At 73.6% G+C, this 20,326-nt stretch carries 17 protein-coding genes; 7 read left to right on the top strand and 10 right to left on the bottom strand.

Annotation, left to right across the window (positions count from 1 at the left end; translation table 11 throughout):
• Window positions 1–25 precede the first annotated feature (25 nt).
• The 4 genes from DER29_RS05525 to DER29_RS05540 all read right to left on the bottom strand — a co-directional run bounded on the left by DER29_RS05525 (window position 26) and on the right by DER29_RS05540 (window position 3,003).
• A complete protein-coding gene (locus tag DER29_RS05525) occupies window positions 26–514 on the bottom strand; it encodes a Mov34/MPN/PAD-1 family protein (RefSeq protein ID WP_121396342.1) in 489 nt (162 codons plus the stop codon).
• Window positions 515–567: 53 nt separating this feature from the next.
• The gene (locus DER29_RS05530) at window positions 568–1,062 is read right to left on the bottom strand and encodes a DUF2017 domain-containing protein (protein ID WP_192581321.1); all 495 of its coding nucleotides are present in this window, start codon (window positions 1,060–1,062) and stop codon (window positions 568–570) included.
• A 2-nt stretch (window positions 1,063–1,064) separates the two neighbouring features.
• Window positions 1,065–1,355, bottom strand: a complete 291-nt coding sequence (clpS, locus tag DER29_RS05535) for an ATP-dependent Clp protease adapter ClpS (RefSeq protein WP_089001780.1) — start codon at window positions 1,353–1,355, stop codon at window positions 1,065–1,067.
• Between the two features lie 148 nt (window positions 1,356–1,503).
• Entirely contained in the window at window positions 1,504–3,003 is a 1,500-nt protein-coding gene (locus DER29_RS05540; RefSeq protein ID WP_233599648.1) for a hypothetical protein, read from the bottom strand.
• A 244-nt stretch (window positions 3,004–3,247) separates the two neighbouring features.
• On the opposite strand from DER29_RS05540, the gene DER29_RS05545 reads away from it, so the two are divergent.
• The 4 genes from DER29_RS05545 to DER29_RS05560 all read left to right on the top strand — a co-directional run bounded on the left by DER29_RS05545 (window position 3,248) and on the right by DER29_RS05560 (window position 9,102).
• Window positions 3,248–5,923 (top strand): LuxR C-terminal-related transcriptional regulator, encoded by a 2,676-nt coding sequence (locus tag DER29_RS05545; protein WP_121396344.1) that lies wholly within the window; start codon window positions 3,248–3,250, stop codon window positions 5,921–5,923.
• A 16-nt stretch (window positions 5,924–5,939) separates the two neighbouring features.
• Window positions 5,940–7,226 carry a nicotinate phosphoribosyltransferase gene (locus DER29_RS05550; protein WP_121396345.1) on the top strand — a complete coding sequence of 429 codons (1,287 nt, stop codon included), beginning with the start codon at window positions 5,940–5,942 and terminating at the stop codon, window positions 7,224–7,226.
• A gap of 11 nt (window positions 7,227–7,237) precedes the next feature.
• Window positions 7,238–7,819, top strand: coding sequence for an isochorismatase family protein (locus tag DER29_RS05555; protein WP_121396346.1), 582 nt, complete (start codon window positions 7,238–7,240; stop codon window positions 7,817–7,819).
• Between the two features lie 65 nt (window positions 7,820–7,884).
• On the top strand, window positions 7,885–9,102 hold the full coding sequence (locus DER29_RS05560) for an MFS transporter (RefSeq protein ID WP_121396347.1): 1,218 nt from the start codon (window positions 7,885–7,887) through the stop codon (window positions 9,100–9,102).
• A gap of 365 nt (window positions 9,103–9,467) precedes the next feature.
• Here DER29_RS05560 and ctaD read toward each other — a convergent pair whose 3' ends face one another.
• Both ctaD and DER29_RS05570 read right to left on the bottom strand, forming a co-directional pair.
• Entirely contained in the window at window positions 9,468–11,228 is a 1,761-nt protein-coding gene (gene ctaD, locus DER29_RS05565) for a cytochrome c oxidase subunit I (RefSeq protein WP_121396348.1), read from the bottom strand.
• 157 nt (window positions 11,229–11,385) lie between these two features.
• Complete coding sequence (locus DER29_RS05570; RefSeq protein WP_121396349.1) at window positions 11,386–12,495, bottom strand: FAD-dependent monooxygenase; 1,110 nt, start codon at window positions 12,493–12,495, stop codon at window positions 11,386–11,388.
• Window positions 12,496–12,798: 303 nt separating this feature from the next.
• On the opposite strand from DER29_RS05570, the gene DER29_RS05575 reads away from it, so the two are divergent.
• Window positions 12,799–13,950 carry a cellulose binding domain-containing protein gene (locus DER29_RS05575; protein WP_121396350.1) on the top strand — a complete coding sequence of 384 codons (1,152 nt, stop codon included), beginning with the start codon at window positions 12,799–12,801 and terminating at the stop codon, window positions 13,948–13,950.
• Window positions 13,951–14,021: 71 nt separating this feature from the next.
• On the opposite strand, the gene DER29_RS05580 is transcribed toward DER29_RS05575, so the two are convergent.
• The 3 genes from DER29_RS05580 to DER29_RS05585 all read right to left on the bottom strand — a co-directional run bounded on the left by DER29_RS05580 (window position 14,022) and on the right by DER29_RS05585 (window position 16,113).
• Window positions 14,022–14,984, bottom strand: coding sequence for an N-acetylmuramoyl-L-alanine amidase (locus DER29_RS05580; protein WP_121396351.1), 963 nt, complete (start codon window positions 14,982–14,984; stop codon window positions 14,022–14,024).
• A complete protein-coding gene (locus DER29_RS34465; protein WP_165947736.1) occupies window positions 14,984–15,148 on the bottom strand; it encodes a hypothetical protein in 165 nt (54 codons plus the stop codon). Before DER29_RS34465 ends, DER29_RS05580 begins: the two co-directional genes overlap by 1 nt.
• A gap of 176 nt (window positions 15,149–15,324) precedes the next feature.
• Window positions 15,325–16,113 (bottom strand): aldo/keto reductase, encoded by a 789-nt coding sequence (locus tag DER29_RS05585; RefSeq protein WP_121396352.1) that lies wholly within the window; start codon window positions 16,111–16,113, stop codon window positions 15,325–15,327.
• A 95-nt stretch (window positions 16,114–16,208) separates the two neighbouring features.
• Between DER29_RS05585 and DER29_RS05590 the strand changes: the two genes are divergently transcribed.
• Together DER29_RS05590 and DER29_RS05595 are read left to right on the top strand one after the other, a co-directional pair.
• The gene (locus tag DER29_RS05590) at window positions 16,209–17,270 is read left to right on the top strand and encodes a DNA polymerase ligase N-terminal domain-containing protein (RefSeq protein ID WP_121396353.1); all 1,062 of its coding nucleotides are present in this window, start codon (window positions 16,209–16,211) and stop codon (window positions 17,268–17,270) included.
• 16 nt (window positions 17,271–17,286) lie between these two features.
• A complete protein-coding gene (locus DER29_RS05595) occupies window positions 17,287–18,480 on the top strand; it encodes a threonine synthase (RefSeq protein ID WP_121396354.1) in 1,194 nt (397 codons plus the stop codon).
• Between the two features lie 27 nt (window positions 18,481–18,507).
• Here DER29_RS05595 and DER29_RS05600 read toward each other — a convergent pair whose 3' ends face one another.
• Window positions 18,508–20,304 (bottom strand): glycoside hydrolase family 15 protein, encoded by a 1,797-nt coding sequence (locus DER29_RS05600; RefSeq protein ID WP_121396355.1) that lies wholly within the window; start codon window positions 20,302–20,304, stop codon window positions 18,508–18,510.
• Between the last annotated feature and the right edge of the window lie 22 nt (window positions 20,305–20,326).

Below are 20,326 nucleotides of genomic sequence, written 5' to 3' on the forward strand. Positions count from 1 at the left end.
CGTGGACGGGTGTGACGGCGCTGGATCAGCGGCCGGAACACTCGTAGTCGACCGTCGCCGGGCTCTGCCCGAACATGTAGGACTGCACGGCGTGCGGGTCCACCCCCGCGTCCACGATCCGGACCGGCTCCTCGGTCACCACGCCGTCGACGATCCGGAAGGAGCGGATCTCCTCCGTGTCGGGGTCGCGGGTGGAGACCAGCAGGTAGTGCGCGCCGGGCTCACCGGCGAAGGAGATGTCCGTGCGGGACGGGTACGCCTCCGTGGCGGTGTGCGAGTGGTAGATGACGACGGGCTCCTCGTCCCGGTCGTCCATCTCGCGCCACACCCGCAGCTGCTCCATCGAGTCGAACTCGTAGAACGTCATGGAACGGGCGGCGTTGTCCATCGGGATGTGCCGGGTGGGGGTGTCGCTGCCGGCGGGACCGGCGACCACGCCGCACGCCTCGTCGGGGTGGTCCCGACGGGCGTGGGCGACGATCGCGTCGACGATCGACCGGTCGATGCTCAGCACGTGGTCCAGCCTAACGCGTACCCGCCGCGACCTTAAGGTGGCGGCGGTCACGCCTAGTCGATCAAGGCGTTGAGCAGGGATTCCTGGAGGTAGCCGAGGTACGCGTAGACCGACAGTTGGAACACCCGGCTGGAGGTCGGGTCCTCGGCGACCGCGTCGTCGAGCTCCTCGCCGAGGTCGGTGCCGTCCTTGATCTCCAGCCGGACGCCCATCGCCAGCCGGGCGTCGTTGAGCGCCCGCAGCCACGCCTCGGCCGCCTCCGCGTCGAGGCGCACCTCGCCGCCGGCCTCGTCGGGCAGCGAGGCGAGGATCGCGCCGGCCTGGTCGATCTTGGCGGTCTTGAGGTCGCCCTCGGTGTAGCGGCGGAACTCGGCCGTGCCGGACGGGTCCTCCGGGTAGACCTCGGGGAAGAGCCGGCCCACCACCGGGTCGGTGTGGTCGAAGCCGTCGGTGAGCAGCCCGACCACCTCGGATGCCACCTTCCGCAGCACCCGCACCTCGTCGACGGCGAAGGTGACGACGTAGCGGTCACCCTGGCGACGGAACATGCTCACGACCGGTCCACCGTCGCCCACAGCCCGTACGCGTGCAACTGCGACGCGTCGTGCTCCATCCGCTCCCGGGCGCCGCTGGAGACCACGGCGCGACCCTTGTGGTGCACGTCGAGCATGAGCTGTTCCGCCTTCTCCCGGCTGTAGCCGAAGAGCTTCTGAAAGACCCAGGTCACGTACGTCATGAGGTTGACCGGGTCGTCCCACACGATCGTCACCCACGGCCGGTCGGACGCCGGCACCTCATCGGTGTCCGGCGTCTCGACAGGTGCAACCTGCGGAGCCGCCATGCCCCCCATCGTGCCACCGGATCCGCCGAACCGAGGAACCGGAACGCCGGCCCGGCGCGGATCGCCGCGTCCGGCCTGGTCAAGGGCATCGGCGGTGGCGAGCGGCGGCCTCGGCGCGGTGCCGACGCCGCGGGCGACCGGATCGCCCTCAGGCGAGCAGGATGCCGTGGTCGACAGCATCGGAGAGCACCCCGTCCAGCGAGAGGCGGACCACCTCGAACCGCCGGGACACCTCCCGGGACAGTTCCAGTTCGACCTCGCGCAGCGCGCGCTGCGCCCAGGCGCGGGCGGCGTTGGCATCGTGGTTGCCGGGGCTGCGCCAGTGCTGCCAACAGCCGCCCGAGAGGGCCACGGCCACCGGCGGGAGCACCTCCACGCGCGCCACGCCCGGGTAGCTCGCCAGTGCGTCGGTCGCGCCGGCCCCCGTCAGCCCCGCCACGCCGCCGGTGCTGGTGACGAGCAGCACGCGGTCCAGCTCGTGCTCGCCCCGGTGCTCCGTCAGGCCCCAGCGCACGGGGGCGTAGAGGCGCCGCCGGACGCCCGCCGGCAGCGGCGCGCCGAAGACCCGCCCGGCGGCCTCCTCCAGCAGCCCGCGCACCGCCTCGTCGCACTGGGCGGTGGCCAGCAGCGACAGCGCCTCCATCTCCCGGTCGAGCAGCTGCGGCAGGCCGGCGCAGCCGACCCCGAAGACGATCTCCTGCACCACCCGGAGGTGGATGTTCGCCACCTCCAGGGCGAGGTGCTGGCGGATGCGCCGGGAGGAGGACCGGGCCTGCCGGTCGAGCTGCTCCGACCAGCCGCCCGGGTCGGCCACCACCGGCACCCGGCCGTGCGCCCCGGGCAGCACCGGCGGTTCGGCGCTCGCCCGTCGCAGCCCCTCGTCGGCGGCCCAGCCGACCAGGGCCCGGCGCAGGTCCGCCCCGTCACCGGCGGCGTCGAGCGGGAACCAGCGGGCGTCGGCGAGCCCGGGAACGGCGGCCAGCAGGGCCGCCCGGTGCGCCTCGACGGTGACCGCGACCGGATCCACCGGTGCGGGAGCCGACCCGACGGACACCCCCGTGCCCTCCGTCGTCGCCGCGCCCTCCGGCACCGGGGCCCAGCCGCCCGCGCCCGGGGTGACCGCGAAGACGACCTTGACGCCGGCGCGGGCCAGGTCGGCGAGCAGATGGAGCTCGACCGCGGTGAAGGCCTGGTCGGCGGCGATCACGAAGAGCACCGCCCCGGACCGGCCCGCCGCGTCGAGCAGCAGCTGACCGCCGGCCACCCCGAGGGCACCGGTGTCCGGCGTGTCGACGAGATTGAAGTGCCGCAGCAGGGGCTCGGGCAGGCTCAGCTCGACCCGGCGCGGCGGGCGCGCGAGCGCCGGCCCGGCGGCCAGCCGGTCGGCACCGTAGGAGTGGGGCTGGCGGTAGCCGGGCACGTAGGCGGCCCGCGTCGGCACCCGGGAGTGGCGCACCACGAGCCAGCTGTCGGCGGGCACGGCGAGCATGGCCGGATCGAGCTGGAGCAGGCGGGCGAGCACCTCGCGCCGCCCCGCGCCGGCCGGGCCGACGCCGATCACGGCCAGCGGCTCCTCCGGGCGGGGCTCGGTCACCCCGAGCCGGACGGGCAGCCGGTCCCGACGGGGCAGCTCTGCGGCTCCGGCCATGTCGTCGGGCCTGTCGACGGCAGGGAGAGGACCAGGCTTCATCGAAAGCGGCCTCCCGTGGCAGGCGACCGGCAGCGGCCGGCCGCATGGAATCGTCCGGTGACGGCACCCGGATGCCGGAAGAGTACGGGCGACCAGGCCCCCGAACCGAACACTTCGAATACTCAGGGGTAACTGCGAGATTACTCAACTTCGGTGTGTGACGGTGTGCACGCGGACGGATTCCGGTCGATATGCTGCCCCGATGAGTCGGTGGGGGTTCGTCGGCCGAACGGATGAGCTCAACCGTCTGCTGTCGGCGGTGACCGGCACGGAGGGGCGGGGCATCTTCTTCAGCGGCAACGCGGGCATCGGCAAGAGCCGCCTGCTGCGCGAGGGGATGGCGGCCCTCCCCCGCGACGGGTACGCCGTCTGGTCGATCGCGGCCAGCGCCACCACCGCCGCGCTCCCCTTCGGCGGCCTCGTCCAGGTGCTCCCGACCGAGCAGCCGCAGGGCCTCTCCCCCGCCGGCATCCTGCGCTGGGCGGTGGACGTGCTGCAACAGCAGGCGGCCGGCCGCCGGATCGTGCTCGCGGTCGACGACGCGCACCTGCTCGACCCGCCGTCGGCGGCGCTGGTGCACCTGGTGGCCCGGTCCGACAACGCCACGGTCGTCGGCACGTCGCGCGACGGCGAGCAGCTCCCGCTGCCGATCCGGGCCCTGTGGACCGACGGCCTGGTCGAGCACGTCGAGCTGAAGCCGCTGCCGCCGGCCGAGACCACGCGGCTGCTCTCCGAGATCCTGGAGGGACCGGTCGACGCCACCTCCGCCGACCGGCTCGGCCGGCTCTCCGAGGGCAACCCGCTGCTGCTGCGCGAGCTGGTGTTCGCCGCCGACCGCGGGGAGCTGACCCGCACGTACGGGATCTGGAAGTGGACCGGCCGGCTGGAACTGGCGCCCAACCTGGCCGACCTGATCGACGTCCGGATCGGCCAGCTCACCCCGGGCGTACGCGGGGTGGTGGAGCTGGTCGCCTTCGGCGAACCGCTCGGCCTGCACCTGCTCAACCAGGCCGCCGACCCGGTGGACGTGGAGACCGCCGAGGAACGCGGGCTGATCGCCGTGGAGCACGACGACCGCCGGGCGAACGTGCGGCTGGCCCACCCGCTCTACGGCGAGGTGATGCGCCGCCGCTGCCCCGTCAGCCGGACGCGACGGTTGCAGGCCCGCCTCGCCGAGCTGCTGGAGCTGGTCGGCAAGCGACGCCGCGACGACCTGCTCCGGGTGGCCGTCTGGCGGCTCGACTCGGGCACCGCGCAGGATCCGGCCCTGCTGCTCGACGCGGCCCGGCAGGCGTTCGCCCGCTACGACGTACCGCTGGCGACCCGGCTGGCCCGCGCGGCGCTCGACGCGGGCGGCGGCTTCGACGCGGCGGAGCTGCTGGCCACCATCCTGATGTTCGCCGACCGGCCGGAGGAGGCGATCGGGGTGCTCGACGCGGTCTCCGGCGACATCGAGGGCGACCGGCGGCTGAGCCGCTGGCTGACGGTGCGGGGCATGGTCAGCTACTGGGGCCTGAGCCGGGAGTCCACCGTGGAGGAGATCGCCGCCCGCAGGTCGACCCTCACGGACTCCGCCGACCAGGCCCGGGTGCTGGCCTTCGAGGCCATCATGCGACTGCACCGGCTGGACACCGGCATCGCGTTGCGGCTGGGGCAGACGGTGCTGGACCGGCCGGCCGCGAGCGTCGCCGCCCGGGAGCTGGCCCGCAGCACGATCGCCCACCTGCAGGCCGCACAGGGGCAGCTGCACCGCAGCGCCACCGCGATCAACCAGGTCCAGGCCGAGGTGGGCCGGTGGCGGGCGGACATGCCTTACCTGCAACTGGCCCTGGAGCTGGCCCGGGGCACCCGGCTGGCGCTCGCCGGCGACCTGGCCGGCATCGACGCGATCGTGGCCGACGAGTTCGCCGACCTGGCCGGGGCTGGCGACTTCCGGCTCGGCACCGGCTACCTGGCCGTCCTCCAGGCGTACGCGGCCCGGCTGCGCGGCCAGAGCGACGCGGCGCTGCGGACCAGCCTCGGCGCCTGCGCGGTGCTCGCCACCAGCCGGGTCTACGCGGGACTGGCCCAGGCCGAGCGGGCCCAGGCGGCGGCGCTGCGGGGCGACGCCGCGCAGGCGGCCGAGGCGATGGCGGAGGCCGACCGCACCCATGCCCCGGGCATGGTCGTGCTGTACCCGTGGCTGGAGCAGGCCCGGGGCGCGGTGCTCGCCGCCGGTGGCGACGTGTCCGGCGCCGTCAAGCACCTGACCGGGCTGGCCGACCGGCTGCGCGCGGACGGCTTCGCCGGCCACGAGGTGCACGTGCTGCACGACCTGGTCCGGCTGGACCAGGCGACGGCGCCCCTCGGCCCGACCTGCTCCGACGGCAGCCGGCGCACCGTCGCGCAGCGGCTCGCCGAGCTGTCCGAACGGGTCGACGGGCTGCTGCCCCCGCTGCTCGCCCGGCACGCCCGGGCCGCCGCGGGCGGATCCGCCGACGAACTGCTGGCGGTCGCCGACAGCTTCGACGCCCTCGGCCTGGCCGTCTACGCGGCGGAGGCCACCGCCACCGCCCTGGACCGGCTGCGCCGGCGGCGGTCCCCGGCGGCGGCCACGGCCCGGGAACGCCTCGCCGCGCTGCTCGGCCGCTGCGACCTGATCCGTACCCCGGCGTTGCAGGCCGGCTCCCCGGCGCTGAGCGAACGCGAGTGGCAGGTGGCGCGCCTCGCCGCCGACGGGGTGACCAGCCGGGTCATCGCCGAGCGGCTCTACCTCTCCGCCCGCACGGTGGAGAACCACCTCCAGCGGATCTACGGCAAGCTCGGCGTCGCCGGGCGGGCGGAGCTACGGGCCGCCCTGCGGGCGATCCCGGGCCACGAGGGCGGCGAGAGCGGGTGAACCCTAGGCTGGGGAGGTGAGCACCCTTCGCCCCGCGCTGCTGACCGACCACTACGAGCTGACCATGGTCAGTGCCGCCCTGCGCGACGGCACCGCCGACCGCCGCTGCGTCTTCGAGGTGTTCAGCCGCCGGCTGCCCGCCGGCCGGCGCTACGGCGTGGTCGCCGGCACCGGCCGGCTGATCGAGCTGATCCGCGACTTCCGCTTCGACGCCGACGAGGTCGACTTCCTGCGGCGTACCGGGGTGGTCGACGAGCAGGCCGCCGCCTGGCTGCGCGGCTACCGCTTCACCGGCGACGTCGAGGGCTACGCCGAGGGTGAGCTGTTCTTCCCCAGCTCGCCGATCCTCACCGTCTCCGGCGGCTTCGCCGAGTGCGTGGTGCTGGAGACGCTCATCCTCTCCGTGCTCAACCACGACAGCGCCGTCGCCGCCGCCGCCGCGCGGATGGTCACCGCCGCCCGCGGGCGGACCCTGATCGAGATGGGCTCCCGGCGCGCGCACGAGGAGGCGGCGGTGGCCGCGGCGCGGGCCGCGTACCTGGCCGGCTTCCGGTTCACCTCCAACCTCGCCGCCGGGCGGCGCTACGGCATCCCGACCGCCGGCACGGCCGCGCACGCGTTCACCCTGCTGCATGAGGACGAGCGGGCCGCGTTCGCCTCGCAGGTCGCCACGCTGGGCAAGGACACCACGCTGCTGGTCGACACGTACGACATCAGCCAGGGCATCCGCAACGCGATCGCGGTGGCCGGGCCCGACCTGCGGGCGGTACGGATCGACTCGGGCGACCTGGCGGTGATCGCGCAGCAGTCCCGCGAGCTGCTCGACTCGCTGGGCGCCACCGAGACCAAGATCATCGTCTCCGGCGACCTCGACGAGCACGCCATCGCCTCGCTCGCCGCCGAACCGGTCGACATGTACGGCGCGGGCACCGCCGTGGTCACCGGTTCCGGCGCGCCCACCGCCGGGCTGGTCTACAAGCTCGTCGAGGTCGAGGGCCGGCCGGTGGTCAAGCGCTCCGAGCACAAGGCCACCATCGGCGGCCGGAAGGTGGCCGTACGCCGGCACAAGCCGACCGGCACCGCCACCGAGGAGATCGTCGTGCCGCAGGGCGTGCCCGACCCCCGGCCCAACGACCGGCTGCTCCAGCACTCGTTCCTGGCCGGCGGCGAGCCGGTCGACCGGCCGAGCCTGGACGAGTCGCGGGAGCACCTGCGGCAGTGCCTGATCTCCATCCCCTGGGAGGGGCTGAAGCTCTCCGCCGGCGACCCGGCCATCCCGGTCACGGTCGTCCCGGCCGACTGAAAGGAGCACCAGTGAGCAACGCGCTGATCATCGTGGACGTGCAGAACGACTTCTGCGAGGGCGGCTCGCTGGCCGTGGGCGGCGGGGCCGGCGTGGCGACCGGGATCACCCGGCTGCTCGCCGCCGAGCCGGACCGCTGGGCCCACGTGGTCGCGACGAAGGACTACCACGTCGACCCGGGCGCCCACTTCGGCGACCCGCCGGACTACGTGGACTCCTGGCCGCGGCACTGCGTGGTGGGCACCCCCGGCTCGGAGTTCCACCCCGACCTGGCCACCGACCGGATCGAGGCGATCTTCCACAAGGGCGAGCACGCCGCCGCGTACTCCGGCTTCGAGGGGCACGCCGACGACGGCGAGTGCCTGGCCGACTGGCTGCGCCGGCACGGGGTGGACCGGGTCGACGTGGTGGGGATCGCCACCGACCACTGCGTCCGGGCGACCGCCCTGGACGCCGCCCGGGAGGGCTTCGCCACCACCGTCCTGCTGGACCTCACCGCCGGGGTCGCCCCGGACACCACCGACGTGGCGCTGCGCGCCCTCGAGGGCGCCGGGGTCACCATGCGCGGGGAGCCTGTGATCAGGGCCGCATGAGGCGGTAATTCGCTGGCGGGTGTCGTACCTCCGGCCGAGGATGTCCGGCGGAGGTATGCACCGACATGAACATGAAGCCTTACCGGGAGGCCCTCGCCCTGCCCGGTCTCCGGTCGTTGCTGCTGGTGTCGGTGCTCGCGCGCGTCCCGCTCACCGCCACCGGGGTGACCCTGACGTTCTACGTCGTGCTCGACCTCGGGCGCGGCTACGGAGCGGCCGGGCTCGTCGGCGCGGCGGTCACCGTGGGCGCCGCGATCGGCGGCCCGCTGCTCGGCCGCCTGGTCGATCGTCGCGGCCTGCGGCCGGTGCTCGTGCTGACCGGGATCGCCGAGGCCGTCTTCTGGTCCACCGCGCCGATACTGCCGTACCCGGTGCTGCTGCCCGCCGCGTTCCTGGCCGGCTCGCTCGCCCTGCCGATCTTCTCGGTGATCCGGCAGTCCATCGCCGCGATGGTGCCGCCGGAGCGGCGCCGCCCCGCCTACGCGCTGGACTCGATGGCGGTGGAACTGTCGTTCATGGTCGGCCCCGCGCTGGCCGTGGCGGCGGTCACCGCCATCTCCGCGCGGACCACGCTCTACCTCGTGGGCGCCGGCATCGTCGCCGCCGGCGTCGCGTTCTGGGTGCTCGACCCGCCCACCCGGGGCGGCGGCGAGCCGACCGGGCCGCAGGCGAGAGTGCCCCGCCGGTCGTGGCTCACCCCGCGCCTGCTCGCCGTGCTGGCGGTCAGCGCCGCCGGCACGCTGGTGCTCGGCGGCACCGACGTGGCCGTGGTCGCCGTGCTGCGGGAGAGCGGCGACGTCGGGTGGACGGGCGCCGTCCTCGCCGTCTGGGCGGTCGCGTCGCTGGTCGGCGGCTTCGCGTACGGGGCGGTCACCCGCTCCTTCTCGCCGCTGGTCCTGATGGCCGCGCTCAGCCTCTGCACCATCCCGGTCGGGTTGGGCGGGGCGCACTGGTGGCTGCTCTGCCTGGCGCTGCTCCCCGCCGGGGCGCTCTGCGCGCCGACCATCGCGGCCACCTCGGACGCGGTCAGCCGGCTGGTCCCCGCCTCCGTACGCGGCGAGGCGATGGGCCTGCACGGCTCGGCGGTCACCGTCGGCATCGCGGTCGGCGCGCCCCTCGCGGGCGCCGTCATCGACGCCTCCGCGCCGGCCTGGGGATTCGCGGTCACCGGGGCGGTCGGGGCTCTGGTGGCGCTGGCCGTGCTCCCGATCGAGCTGCGCCGCCGTCGCACCGCCGCCACCCTCCCGCCCACCCCCGAACTCGTCCCGGCCCCCGCCACCTGACCGACCGCCCCGGCCCGGCGCGCCCCTGGCTGGGCGGTCCTGACCCGGGTCCCCGGCTCGGCGGTTCGGGCTCGGCGGTTCCTGGCTTCGCGTCCCCCACTTCCGGCACCCTCCTTGGGCCTACGCCGGTCCTGCGGGGGCCGTCGGGCAGGCATGCGAGATCGGTTGGTGCCCAGCCGGTGTCCAAGCGCCGCGTGGCCCGGTTCTCCGTCAGCCGGTCATGAGGTCCGCGCTCAGGCTACGGGCGGGATCACGCCGCCCGGAGCGTCGGCGCCCGGGTTCCGCTGCGGCGGGGCGTACCTCTCGTAACGCCGACGGGCGCCGCCCCGGGGTGGGGTGGCGCCCGTCGTACGTGGTGTGGAGCGTCAGCGTCGGTCGGCGTCGCTCGCGGTGTCCTCGCGGTAGCTGGCGCCGCCGTCGGACTCGCTGGTCAGCGGCTTGGCGCCGCCCTCCGGCGGGCCGGCCAGGCTCTGGCCGCCGGCCGCCAGCTCGGGGAACTTGAGGTCGAACGCCGGCCGCTCGGAGCGGATCCGCGGCATCCGGTCGAAGTTCCGCAGCGGGGGCGGGGAGCTGGTCGCCCACTCCAGCGAGTTGCCGTGACCCCACGGGTCGTCGACCTCGACCACCGGGCCGGCCTTGTACGACTTCCAGCAGTTCCAGATGAACGGCAGGGTCGAGATGCCGGTGATGAACGCGCCGATGGTGGAGACCATGTTCAGCGTCGTGAAGCCGTCGCCGGGCAGGTAGTCGGCGTACCGGCGCGGCATGCCCTCGTTGCCCAGCCAGTGCTGCACCAGGAACGTGGTGTGGAAGCCGATCATGGTCAGCCAGAAGTGCACCTTGCCCAGCCGCTCGTCGAGCATCCGGCCGAACATCTTCGGGAACCAGAAGTAGATGCCGGCGAAGACGGCGAACACGATCGTGCCGAAGAGCACGTAGTGGAAGTGGGCCACCACGAAGTACGAGTCGTGCAGGTGGAAGTCGATCGGCGGGCTGGCCAGCAGCACGCCGGTGAGACCACCGAAGAGGAAGGTGACCAGGAAGCCGATCGAGAAGAGCATCGGCGTCTCGAAGCTGATCTGGCCGCGCCACATGGTGCCGATCCAGTTGAAGAACTTCATACCGGTCGGCACGGCGATCAGGTAGCTCAGGAAGCTGAAGAACGGCAGCAGCACCTGGCCGGTGGAGAACATGTGGTGCGCCCAGACGCTCATCGACAGGCCGGCGATGGCGATGGTCGCGGCGACCAGGCCCTTGTAGCCGAAGATCGGCTTACGGGAGAAGACCGGGATGATCTCGGAGATGATGCCGAAGAACGGCAGCGCGATGATGTACACCTCGGGGTGGCCGAAGAACCAGAAGAGGTGCTGGTAGAGCATCGGCCCGCCGGTCGCGGGGTCGTAGACGTGGGCGCCCAGGAGCCGGTCGGCGGCCAGCGCCATCAGCGCGGCGGCCAGCAGCGGGAAGACCAGGATCACCAGGAGACCGGTGACCAGGATGTTCCAGGTGAAGATCGGCATCCGGAACATCGTCATGCCGGGCGCGCGCAGGGTCAGGATCGTGGTGATCACGTTGACCGCGCCCAGGATCGAGCCCAGACCCGAGATGACCAGGCCGACGACCCACAGGTTCGCGCCCACGCCGGGCGAGTGCTCGACGGAGCTCAGCGGCGCGTAGGCGGTCCACCCGAAGTCGGCCGCGCCACCCGGGGTGAGGAAGCCGACCATGGTCATCGAGCCGCCGAAGAGGAACAGCCAGTAGGCGAAGCTGTTCAGCCGGGGGAACGCCACGTCGGGCGCGCCGATCTGCAGCGGCACCACGTAGTTCGCGAAGGCGAACACGATCGGCGTCGCGAAGAACAGCAGCATGATCGTGCCGTGCATGGTGAACAGCTGGTTGTACTGCTCGGGCGACAGGAACTGCAGCCCGGGCCGGGCCAACTCGGCCCGCATGATCAGGGCCATCAGGCCACCGATCATGAAGAACGCGAACGCGGTGACCATGTACATGATCCCGATCTGCTTCGCGTCCGTGGTACGCAGCAGCCGCGCGATGGCCGACCCCTTGACCGGCGCTCGGACCGGCCAGGGCCGGGTCACGACCGGCTTGGGTGCGACGGTGGTCACGAGTGGCCTCCGGTTCTGGGTTGTCCCGCTCGGCACGCGCTGGTTATCTGCGGGCCGTCATCCGCAAGGAGGATAGTCCCCGGCAGGTGGCTGCGCCGCGTGGGGTGGTCGGGTAGCCTGCCCCACCCCGGCCCACGGGGCCCTCGACCGCCGGCCGCTACAGCGGGCCGAGCAGCAGCCGGTAGTGCTCGCCGAAGATCCGGTCGCCGCGCCCGCGCAGCAGCGGGTCGCGCAGCGCCGGCGGCACGTCCCGGGTCCGGTTGCGGTCCCGGGTCCGGTCCCGCACCCATCGCGTACGCGGGCGACGACGACTCTCGTACGCCGCCAGTGCCGCCTCGACGTCGCCGCCGGCCGCGTGGAGGGACTCGGCGAGCACCACGGCGTCCTCCAGCGCCATCGCCGCGCCCTGGGACAGCGTCGGCGCGGTGGCGTGCGCGGCGTCCCCGACGAGCAGCACCCGCCCCCGGGACCAGCAGCCCAGCTCCACCTCCTCGGTGACCCCGACGTGCACCCGGTCCAGCGCCTCCAGCACGGCCGGCACCGGTCCGCCGTAGTCGCCGAAGAGCTCGCGCAGCCGGGCCGCCGGGTCGGCCGGGGCAGCGGTACCGGCCTCGTCGGCGTAGCAGTGCAGCCGCCCGGCGCCGATCGGCACGACCAGGAAGCCGGCGCGCTGGCCGAGCAGGGCGGTCCACTCGGTGACCGGGGGTCCGTCGCGCACCACCGCGCGGTAGACGACCTGGCCGGCGGGTCGGGGCGGGCCGCCGAGCGCGGCCAGGGCCCGGATCGAGGAGCGCGGCCCGTCGGCGCCGACGACGAGGTCGTACTCGGCGGCGGTGCCGTCGACGAAGGTGACGCCGACGGAGTGCGGCAGCAGGTCGACGCCGCGTACCTCGGTGCCGTGGCGGACGGCGCCGCCCGCGCCGGTGAGCAGCACCCGGTGCAGTTCCGTCCGGGGCAGCGCCCGGCACTCGCCGACCCCGGACCAGAGCGCGTCGAGGTCCACCTCGCAGAGCGGCGCCCCGGTCGCGTCGAGGAACCGCTGCCGGTGGATGACGTGCCCGAGCGGGCGTACCGGCCCGTGGAGGTCGAGCCGGCACAGCGCCCGGGCCGCGTTGCCGGGCAGGAAGAGACCAGTCTCGGCGTTCTCGCCCGGGGGCAGCCTCTCGGTGACGTCGGGGCGGTAGCCCGCCATCCGCAGCGCCCGGGCCACGGCCAGGCCGGCGATGCCCGCGCCGACGACGAGGATGCGCAGGGGAGAGCCACCCATGGTGGTGTACGCCTCCGGAGGGGTTCGGCACGCGTTGGAGGCAAGACACTACTCGGCGCAATCGGCACACACCAGAGTCAATCGTCCCAGACGAAACATTCCTCGGCGGCCGTCGCCGCTGCTTCGGTGGATCACCTGCCCGCCGACCGGTCCGTGCGTGACAAACCTCACTTACCTCTCTAATACCCCAGCCCCGTTGCGCTGCGGTTTCAGAGATGTAAATGTGTCGAAGAAGCTGTGGGAGCGCTCCCGAGCCCCTGCCCGACTCCGTCCGGCGTTCCGCGCCGAAGCCGAAGGAGCATCATGAAACGTCCACTCCGGGCCCTCGCGGCAGCCGCGCTGCTCGCCACCGGCTCGATCGTCGCCGTGGCCCTCGGCGGCACCGCCAGCGCCGACACGCAGATCTGCGAGCAGTACGGCTCCACCACCATCCAGGGCCGCTACGTGGTGCAGAACAACCGCTGGGGCACCACCGCCCAGCAGTGCATCAACGTCACCGACAGCGGCTTCGAGATCACCACCCAGAACGGCAGCAACCCCACCAACGGCGCGCCGACCGCGTACCCGTCGGTCTTCCTCGGCTGCCACTACACCAACTGCTCCCCCGGCACCAACCTGCCGATCCAGGTCAGCCAGATCAGCAGCGCCACGAGCAACATCGCCTACCGGTACGTCAGCAACGCCATCTACAACGCCTCGTACGACATCTGGCTGGACCCCTCGCCGAAGCGCGACGGGGTGAACCAGATGGAGATCATGATCTGGCTCAACCGGCAGGGGCCGATCCAGCCCATCGGCTCGCCGGTCGGCACCGCCACCATCGACGGGCGCAGCTGGGAGGTGTGGCGGGGCAGCAACGGCTCGAACAACGTCATCTCGTACCTGGCGCCGTCGGCGATCAGCAGCGCGAACCTGAACCTGCTGGCGTTCATCAACGACACGCGCAACCGGGGCGCGATCACCAACTCCTGGTACCTGACCAGCATCCAGGCCGGCTTCGAGCCGTGGCAGGGCGGCGCCGGGCTGGCCGTGACCTCGTTCAGCGCCGCCGTCAACGGTGGCGGCAACCCGACCACCCCGCCGCCCACCACCCCGCCGCCGACGACTCCCCCGCCGACCACCCCGCCGCCGGGCGGCTCGGGCTGCGCGGTGAAGTACACGCCGAACTCCTGGAGCAACGGCTTCACCGCCGACGTGCAGATCACCAACACCGGGTCGAGTACGGTCAACGGCTGGACGCTGGCCTACGACCTGCCCGCCGGGCAGCAGGTGACCAGCGCGTGGAACGCCACGGTCAGCCAGAGCGGGTCGGCGGTGACCGCACGGAACATCAGCTGGAACGGCTCGCTCGCCCCGGGCGGCACAGCCAGCTTCGGCTACCAGGGCACGCTGAGCGGCGCGTACTCGTCGCCGACGAGCTTCGCCCTCAACGGAGTGGCCTGTACGCGCTCCTGAAACGCCGGACGCGACGTCCGCCGGGCCACCCCGGTGCCCGGCGGACGTCGCGCGTGAGAGGGCCGGCCGGGTCAGATCCGGGTGAGCCGGACGGCGTCGGCGATGACCAGGCCGGGGGCCGAGCTCCACCGGCTGACCGCGACCCGGTTGGCGTCCCCGGCCGGCAACGTGAAGGTGCCGAGGGTGCGCCACTGTCCACCGGTGATCCGCTGGTCGACGATGATCGTCCGGTTTCCGGTGGTGGTGGACACGATGTACGGCGTGGCGGAGTTGTAGCCGCTGACGGCCGGCCACCACGCGTCGACCCGGTAGTTCGCGGTCGCCGGGACGTTGAACTTGTACCAGGCGGCGTCGCTGGCGGCGACCGGGTCCGCGAAGCGGTAGTCGGTCCCGTAGCGCTGGGCCGAGTACGACGAGGTGCCCCAGTTGGCGCTGGCGGTGAAGCGTCCGGCGGTGGAGTTGTCCACCACGGCACTCCAGGTGCTGCCGCCCGCCATCTTCGCGGCCACGTCCGCGCGCATCGAGTTCAGGTCGATGAAGGACGGGTCGATCTTGCCCGTGGTGCTCGTCTCGCGGTGGCCCCGGGCGTAGCTGGCGTCCTTGCCCAGCCGCTTGAGCACGGCGGCCGTGGCGGCGACCGACGCGTTGTACTGCGCCGCCGTCATCTCCTGGTTCACGCCGTTGTAGTCGATCTCCCAGCCGATCATCAGCGTGTTGCCGTCGCCGGCGGGGATCGGCCCGCTGCCCCGGCTGACGCCCGCGTGGTTGCAGCGCCCGGCGGAGATGACGTGGAAGACGCCGTGGTAGTCGACCAGGGCCTGGCAGAGCGGGCCGGGCAGGTCGGACCGGCCGTTGATGCAGATGTTCAGAGCGGGGTGCGGGTTGCTGGCGCTGGAGGTGGCGGCGGTGTGGTGCCAGAGCACACCGATCGGGTCGAACGAGCCGGGACGCATCCGGTTGACCCAGTCGCCGTGGGTGACGACCTGGACGCCCGCCCCCCGCAGGACGTCCACCAGCCAGGGAATGGTGGCCATCAGGACTCCCCGAGCAGGTCGGCGAGGCACTCGGCCTTCGGCGCGGCGAGCGGCGCGGCGCTCGCCGTGGCGGGCTTGGCGGCTACGGCCACCGCGGTGGCCACCAGGGCCGACATGCCCAGCACCCCGCGTCGGGGGAGGCGGGCGGGTCGTGACGCGTTCATGGCGCTCCTTCAGACAAGGGCGGAGGGGTTCCGACTCATCGATGAACTGGTGACGCGCACGGTATATCGTCACGAGCATCTATGTCGATACCCTTCATCGCCCCTATTCAGGCTGAAGGAATTTGGCAACGACGGACCCCGGACCGGGGCTCGGTCCGGGGTCCTTGAAGGGTCTGTCAGGGGTTGCCGAGGGCGTCGATGTCGCGCATCTCCTCGGCGGTCAGCGAGAAGCGGAAGATGTCGGCGTTGACGCGGATCCGCTCCGGGGTCACCGACTTGGGGATGACCACGATCTCGTGGTCGACATGCCAGCGGAGCACCACCTGGGCCGGGGAGACGTCGTGCGCGGCGGCGATGCGGGTCAGCACGGGATTTGCCAGGTCGCTGGTCTTGAACGGGCTGTAACCCTCCAGCACCACTCCCCGGTCCCGGTGCTCCCTGTGCCGCTGCCGGTCGTACAACGAAGGGCTCCACCGGATCTGGTTGACGGCCGGGTTCTCCTCGGTCGCCTGGATCAGCTCGTCGATCTGGCCGGTGCTGTAGTTGCTCACCCCCACCGCGCGCGCGAGCCCCTCGTCCCGGGCGGCGAGCATCTCGCGCCAGACGGGGATGTTGTCCCCGGGGTTCGTTGGCGGCCAGTGGATCAGCCACAGGTCGACGTGGCCGGTGCCGAGCGCGGTCAGGCTGGCCTCGATGGTCTCCCGCTCCCGCCCGACCCGGTCCGGCGGCAGCTTGGTGGTGACGAAGACGTCCTCGCGGCGCAGCCCGCTCTCCCGGACCGCCCGGCCGACCTCCTCCTCGTTGCCGTACATCGTGGCGGTGTCGACGTGCCGGTAGCCGGCGTCGAGCGCGGCGAGCACCGCGTCGTATCCGGCCTGGCCGGTGGCCTGCCAGGTGCCGAAGCCGAGCAGGGGCATCCGGACCTCGCCGGGGAGCGTAACGGTGGGCTGCTCGTCATGGTCCATGCCACGGGTCTTACCCCTGCTGACCTACCCCATGCCCGCCGAACCGGACACGCGGGCGGCCGGCGGGCCGGCGCGGATTGCCGGAGAATGCGGATGTGGCTGACCCGCTGGAGGAGTATCGGCGCAGACGGGACGCGGCGCGCACCCCCGAGCCGGTGCCGAAGCGTCCCCCGGGGAGGAAGCGGCCCGCCGACGGCACGGCCCGGTTCGTCATCCAGCAGCACCACGCCCGCAGCCTGCACTGGGACCTGCGCCTGGAGCACGAGGGGGTGCTGGCCTCCTGGGCGGTGCCGCGCGGGCTGCCCCGCGACACCGGTCGCAACCACCTCGCCGTGCACACCGAGGACCACCCGATGGAATACCTCGACTTCCACGGCGAGATCCCGGCCGGCGAGTACGGCGGCGGGCGGATGACCGTCCACGACCGGGGCACCTACCGGTGCGAGAAGTGGCGCGACGACGAGGTGGTCGTGGTGCTCGACGGCGAGCGCACCTCGGGGCGGTACGTCCTCTTCGCCACCGGCGGCAGGAGCGGGCGGGACTGGATGGTCCGGCGCACCGACCCGCCTCCGGAGGGCTGGACGAGCATGCCGGAGCTGGTCCGCCCGATGCACCCCACCCGCGCGGCGAAGCTGCCCGGGGACGAGGCTCAGTGGGGCTACGAGCTGCGCTGGGACGGGGTGCGCGCGGTCGCGTACGTCTCGGGTGGTCGGCTGCGGCTGCTCGCGGAGGACGACGAGGACGTCTCCGGGACGTACCCCTGGCTGCGGGAGCTGGCCGAGGAGCTGGCGCCCACGGAGGCCGTGCTGGACGGCGTCCTGGTCCGCATCGACCGCGCCGGCCGGGTCCGCCCGGCGCGCGGCGGACGCCGGACCCCCGACGCCCAGTACCTGATCTTCGATCTGCTCTGGATGGAGGGCGTGACCAGCCTCGACCTGCCGTACGCGCAGCGCCGGGAGCTGCTCGACGGTCTGGCGCTCGCCGGCCCGCACTGGCAGACTCCGCCGTGGTTCCCCGGTGCCGGCCGGGAGGCGCTGCGGACCGGCCGGGAGCAGGGGCTGCCCGGAGTGGTGGCGAAGCGCCTGGACTCGGTCTACGAGCCGGGCGGGCGCAGCCGGCGCTGGCTGAGCATCGACGCCGGCCGAGACACGAGCTGAGACGGCGAGGAGCATCGTGTACCTGACGCACCTTGAGTGCCCGCGCTGCGGGCGGGAGCACGACGCCGGCAAGCTGGCCAACCTCTGCGACTGCGGATCCCCGCTGCTGGCCCGCTACGACCTGGCGGCGGTGGCGAAGGTGCTCACCCCGGAACGGTTCCCCCTGCGCCCGGCCGACCTGTGGCGCTACCGCGAGCTGCTGCCGGTGGCCGACCCCCGGCACGAGACCACGCTGGGCGAGGGCTGGACGCCGCTGCTGCGCACCCCGACCTACGGCGCGGAGATCGGCATCGCGGACCTGATGGTCAAGGACGAGGGGTTGACCCCCACCGGCTCGTTCAAGGCGCGCGGCGCGGCGGTGGGCGTCAGCCGGGCCCGCGAGCTGGGCGTGACGCGCATCGCCATGCCCACCAACGGCAACGCGGGCGCGGCCTGGGCCACCTACGCCGCGCGGGCCGGGCTGGGCGCGACAATCGTCATGCCGCTGGACGCGCCGGCCATCTGCCGGCGCGAGTGCGTGGCCGCCGGGGCCGACCTGCGCCTGGTCGACGGGCTGATCAGCGACGCCGGGCGGCACGTCGCGGGGCTGGTCGCCGGCTCTGGCGGCGCGATCTTCGACGCCGGCACGCTGCGCGAGCCGTACCGGCTCGAGGGCAAGAAGACGATGGGGTACGAGATCGTCGAGCAGCTCGGCTGGCAGGTGCCGGACGTGATCATCTATCCCACCGGCGGCGGGGTCGGCCTGATCGGCATCCACAAGGCGCTGCACGAGCTGCGCGAGCTGGGCTGGATCGAGGACAAGCTGCCCCGCCTGGTCGCGGTGCAGTCGACGGGCTGCGCGCCGATCGTCCGCGCCTTCGCCGCCGGAGAGCAGCGGGCGCGGCCCTGGGCCGACGCGCACACCGTGGCGTTCGGCATCACCGTGCCGGCCCCGCTCGGCGACGAGCTGATCCTCGACGCGCTGCGCGCCAGCGCCGGCACCGCGATCGCCGTCGACGACGCCGAGATCCTGGCCGACCTGCGGGACTTCGCCGCCCGCGAGGGGCTGCTGCTCTGCCCGGAGGGGGCCGCCTGCCTGACCGCCGCCCGGCACCTGCGCGCCGGCGGCTGGATCCGGGCCGGCGAACGCGTGGTGGTGCTCAACACCGGCGCCGGCGTGAAGTACCCGGAGACGGTGGACGTCACCGACGTGCCGGTGCTGCCCGCCTGACCCGACAGCCCCTCCCCCGCGCCGCCGTCAGTCCGTGCCGGGGTCGGTCAGCCGCCAGGCGGCGCTGACCAGGCCGATGTGCGACAGCGCCTGCGGGGTGTTGCCGAGCTGCGCGCCGGAGCGCGGGTCGATCTGCTCGCTGAACAGGCCGATGTCGTTGGCGTGCCCGAGCAGCCGCTCGAAGAGCGCCTCGGCCCGGCCCAGCTCACCGGCCATGACCAGGCACTCCACCAGCCAGAACGAGCAGGGCAGGAAGCCCGCCGGGTCGGTGTCCCAGCGACGGACGAGTCCGTCGCCGGCACCCAGCCCGCGCTCGACCGCCTCGATGGTGGCGCGCATCCGCGGGTCGGTCGCCGGCAGGAACCCCACCCGCGGCAGCAGCAGCACGGAGGCGTCCAGCTCCGGCGAGCCGAACGCGCCGCCGAACGCGCCAATCCGCTCGTGCCAGCCGTCGCGCAGCACGGCGGCCCGGATCTCGTCGCGGATCGTCGCCCACCGCCGGGGGTCGGCCCGGTCGCCGAGCCGGGGCGCGAGCCGCACCGCCCGGTCCAGCGCCACCCAGCAGAGCACCTTCGACGTGAGGTAGTGCCGGTCGGTGTCCCGGGTCTCCCAGATCCCCCGGTCGGGCAGGTGCCAGGTGGCGGCCACCTGCTCGGCCAGGCCGAGCACCATCTCGCGCAGTTCCGTGTCGAACGCCTCCCCCAGGTGGTCGCGCAACTGCCAGACCGCCGAGAGCACCTCGCCCGGCACGTCGAGCTGCCGCTGCCGCCAGGCGTCGTTGCCGACCCGCACCGGCAGGCTGCCGCCGTAGCCGCGCAGGTGGGCGCACTCGTGCTCGGAGACGTCCCGCTCCCCCTCCAGGCCGAAGAGCACCGGCACGGGGTCGGGGCCGACCCGGCCGATCGAGCGGGCCGCCCAGGCGAAGAGCCGGGACGCCTCGGACGGGCAGGCGGCCACCCAGAGGGCGCGCAGCGTCATGGCGAAGTCGCGCAGCCACGAGTAGCGGTAGTCGTAGTTGCGGTCGCCGCCGATCCGCTCCGGCAGCGACGTGGTCAGGGCCGCGGCCACCGCGCCGCTGCGGGCGTACGTGAGGCCGGTGAGCACGGTCGCGCTGTGCCGGACCTGATCCGGGTAGCGGCCGTCGTAGTGGTGCGACTCGCGGTAGGCCTGCCAGGCCTGCACCGTCTCGGCGAGCGCGGCGACCGGCTCCAGCCGGGCCGGCGCCGTCCCGTACGCCGGCCCGTACGCCACGTCGAAGCCGACCACCTGCCCGGCGGAGACCTCGAACTCCTGCCGGACCCGGTCGGAGTCGACGTGCGGCGGGATCCCGCCGGCGTGCAGGGTCAGCACCACCGGGCCGGCCGCGGCCAGCACCCCGCCGTCGGGCTGCTCGTGCAGGTACGGGGTGAGCAGGCCGTACTCCGGGCGGGGGCGGAAGTCGAGCGACATCCGCACCCGCCCGGCCAGTCCCTCCACGACCCGTAGCAGCACCGCCGGGGAGTTCATCCCCAGCTGGTGGCCACGGGCGCCGTACTCGGCGGCGAGCGCGTCGGTGACCGCGACGCTCCCCTCCGGCGTGTGGTGCACGGTGCGCAGCACCAGCGTGTCGGCCACGTACGACCGCTCGACCCGGTGCCCGGGAAGCCCGGCGGCGGTGGGCGCCAGCCGCCAGTGGCCGGCCTCCGTGTCGAGGAGGCGGCCGAAGACCGACGGGGAGTCGAACCGGTCCGGGCACCACCAGTCGATCGAGCCGTCCCGACCGACCAGGGCGCCCGAACGGCAGTCGGAGAGGAACCCGTAGTCGGAGATCGCCAGTTGGTCCACCCGCTGCGGGTACCCCCTTCCG

It is taken from the genome of Micromonospora sp. M71_S20, from assembly GCF_003664255.1.
GTDB lineage: Bacteria > Actinomycetota > Actinomycetes > Mycobacteriales > Micromonosporaceae > Micromonospora.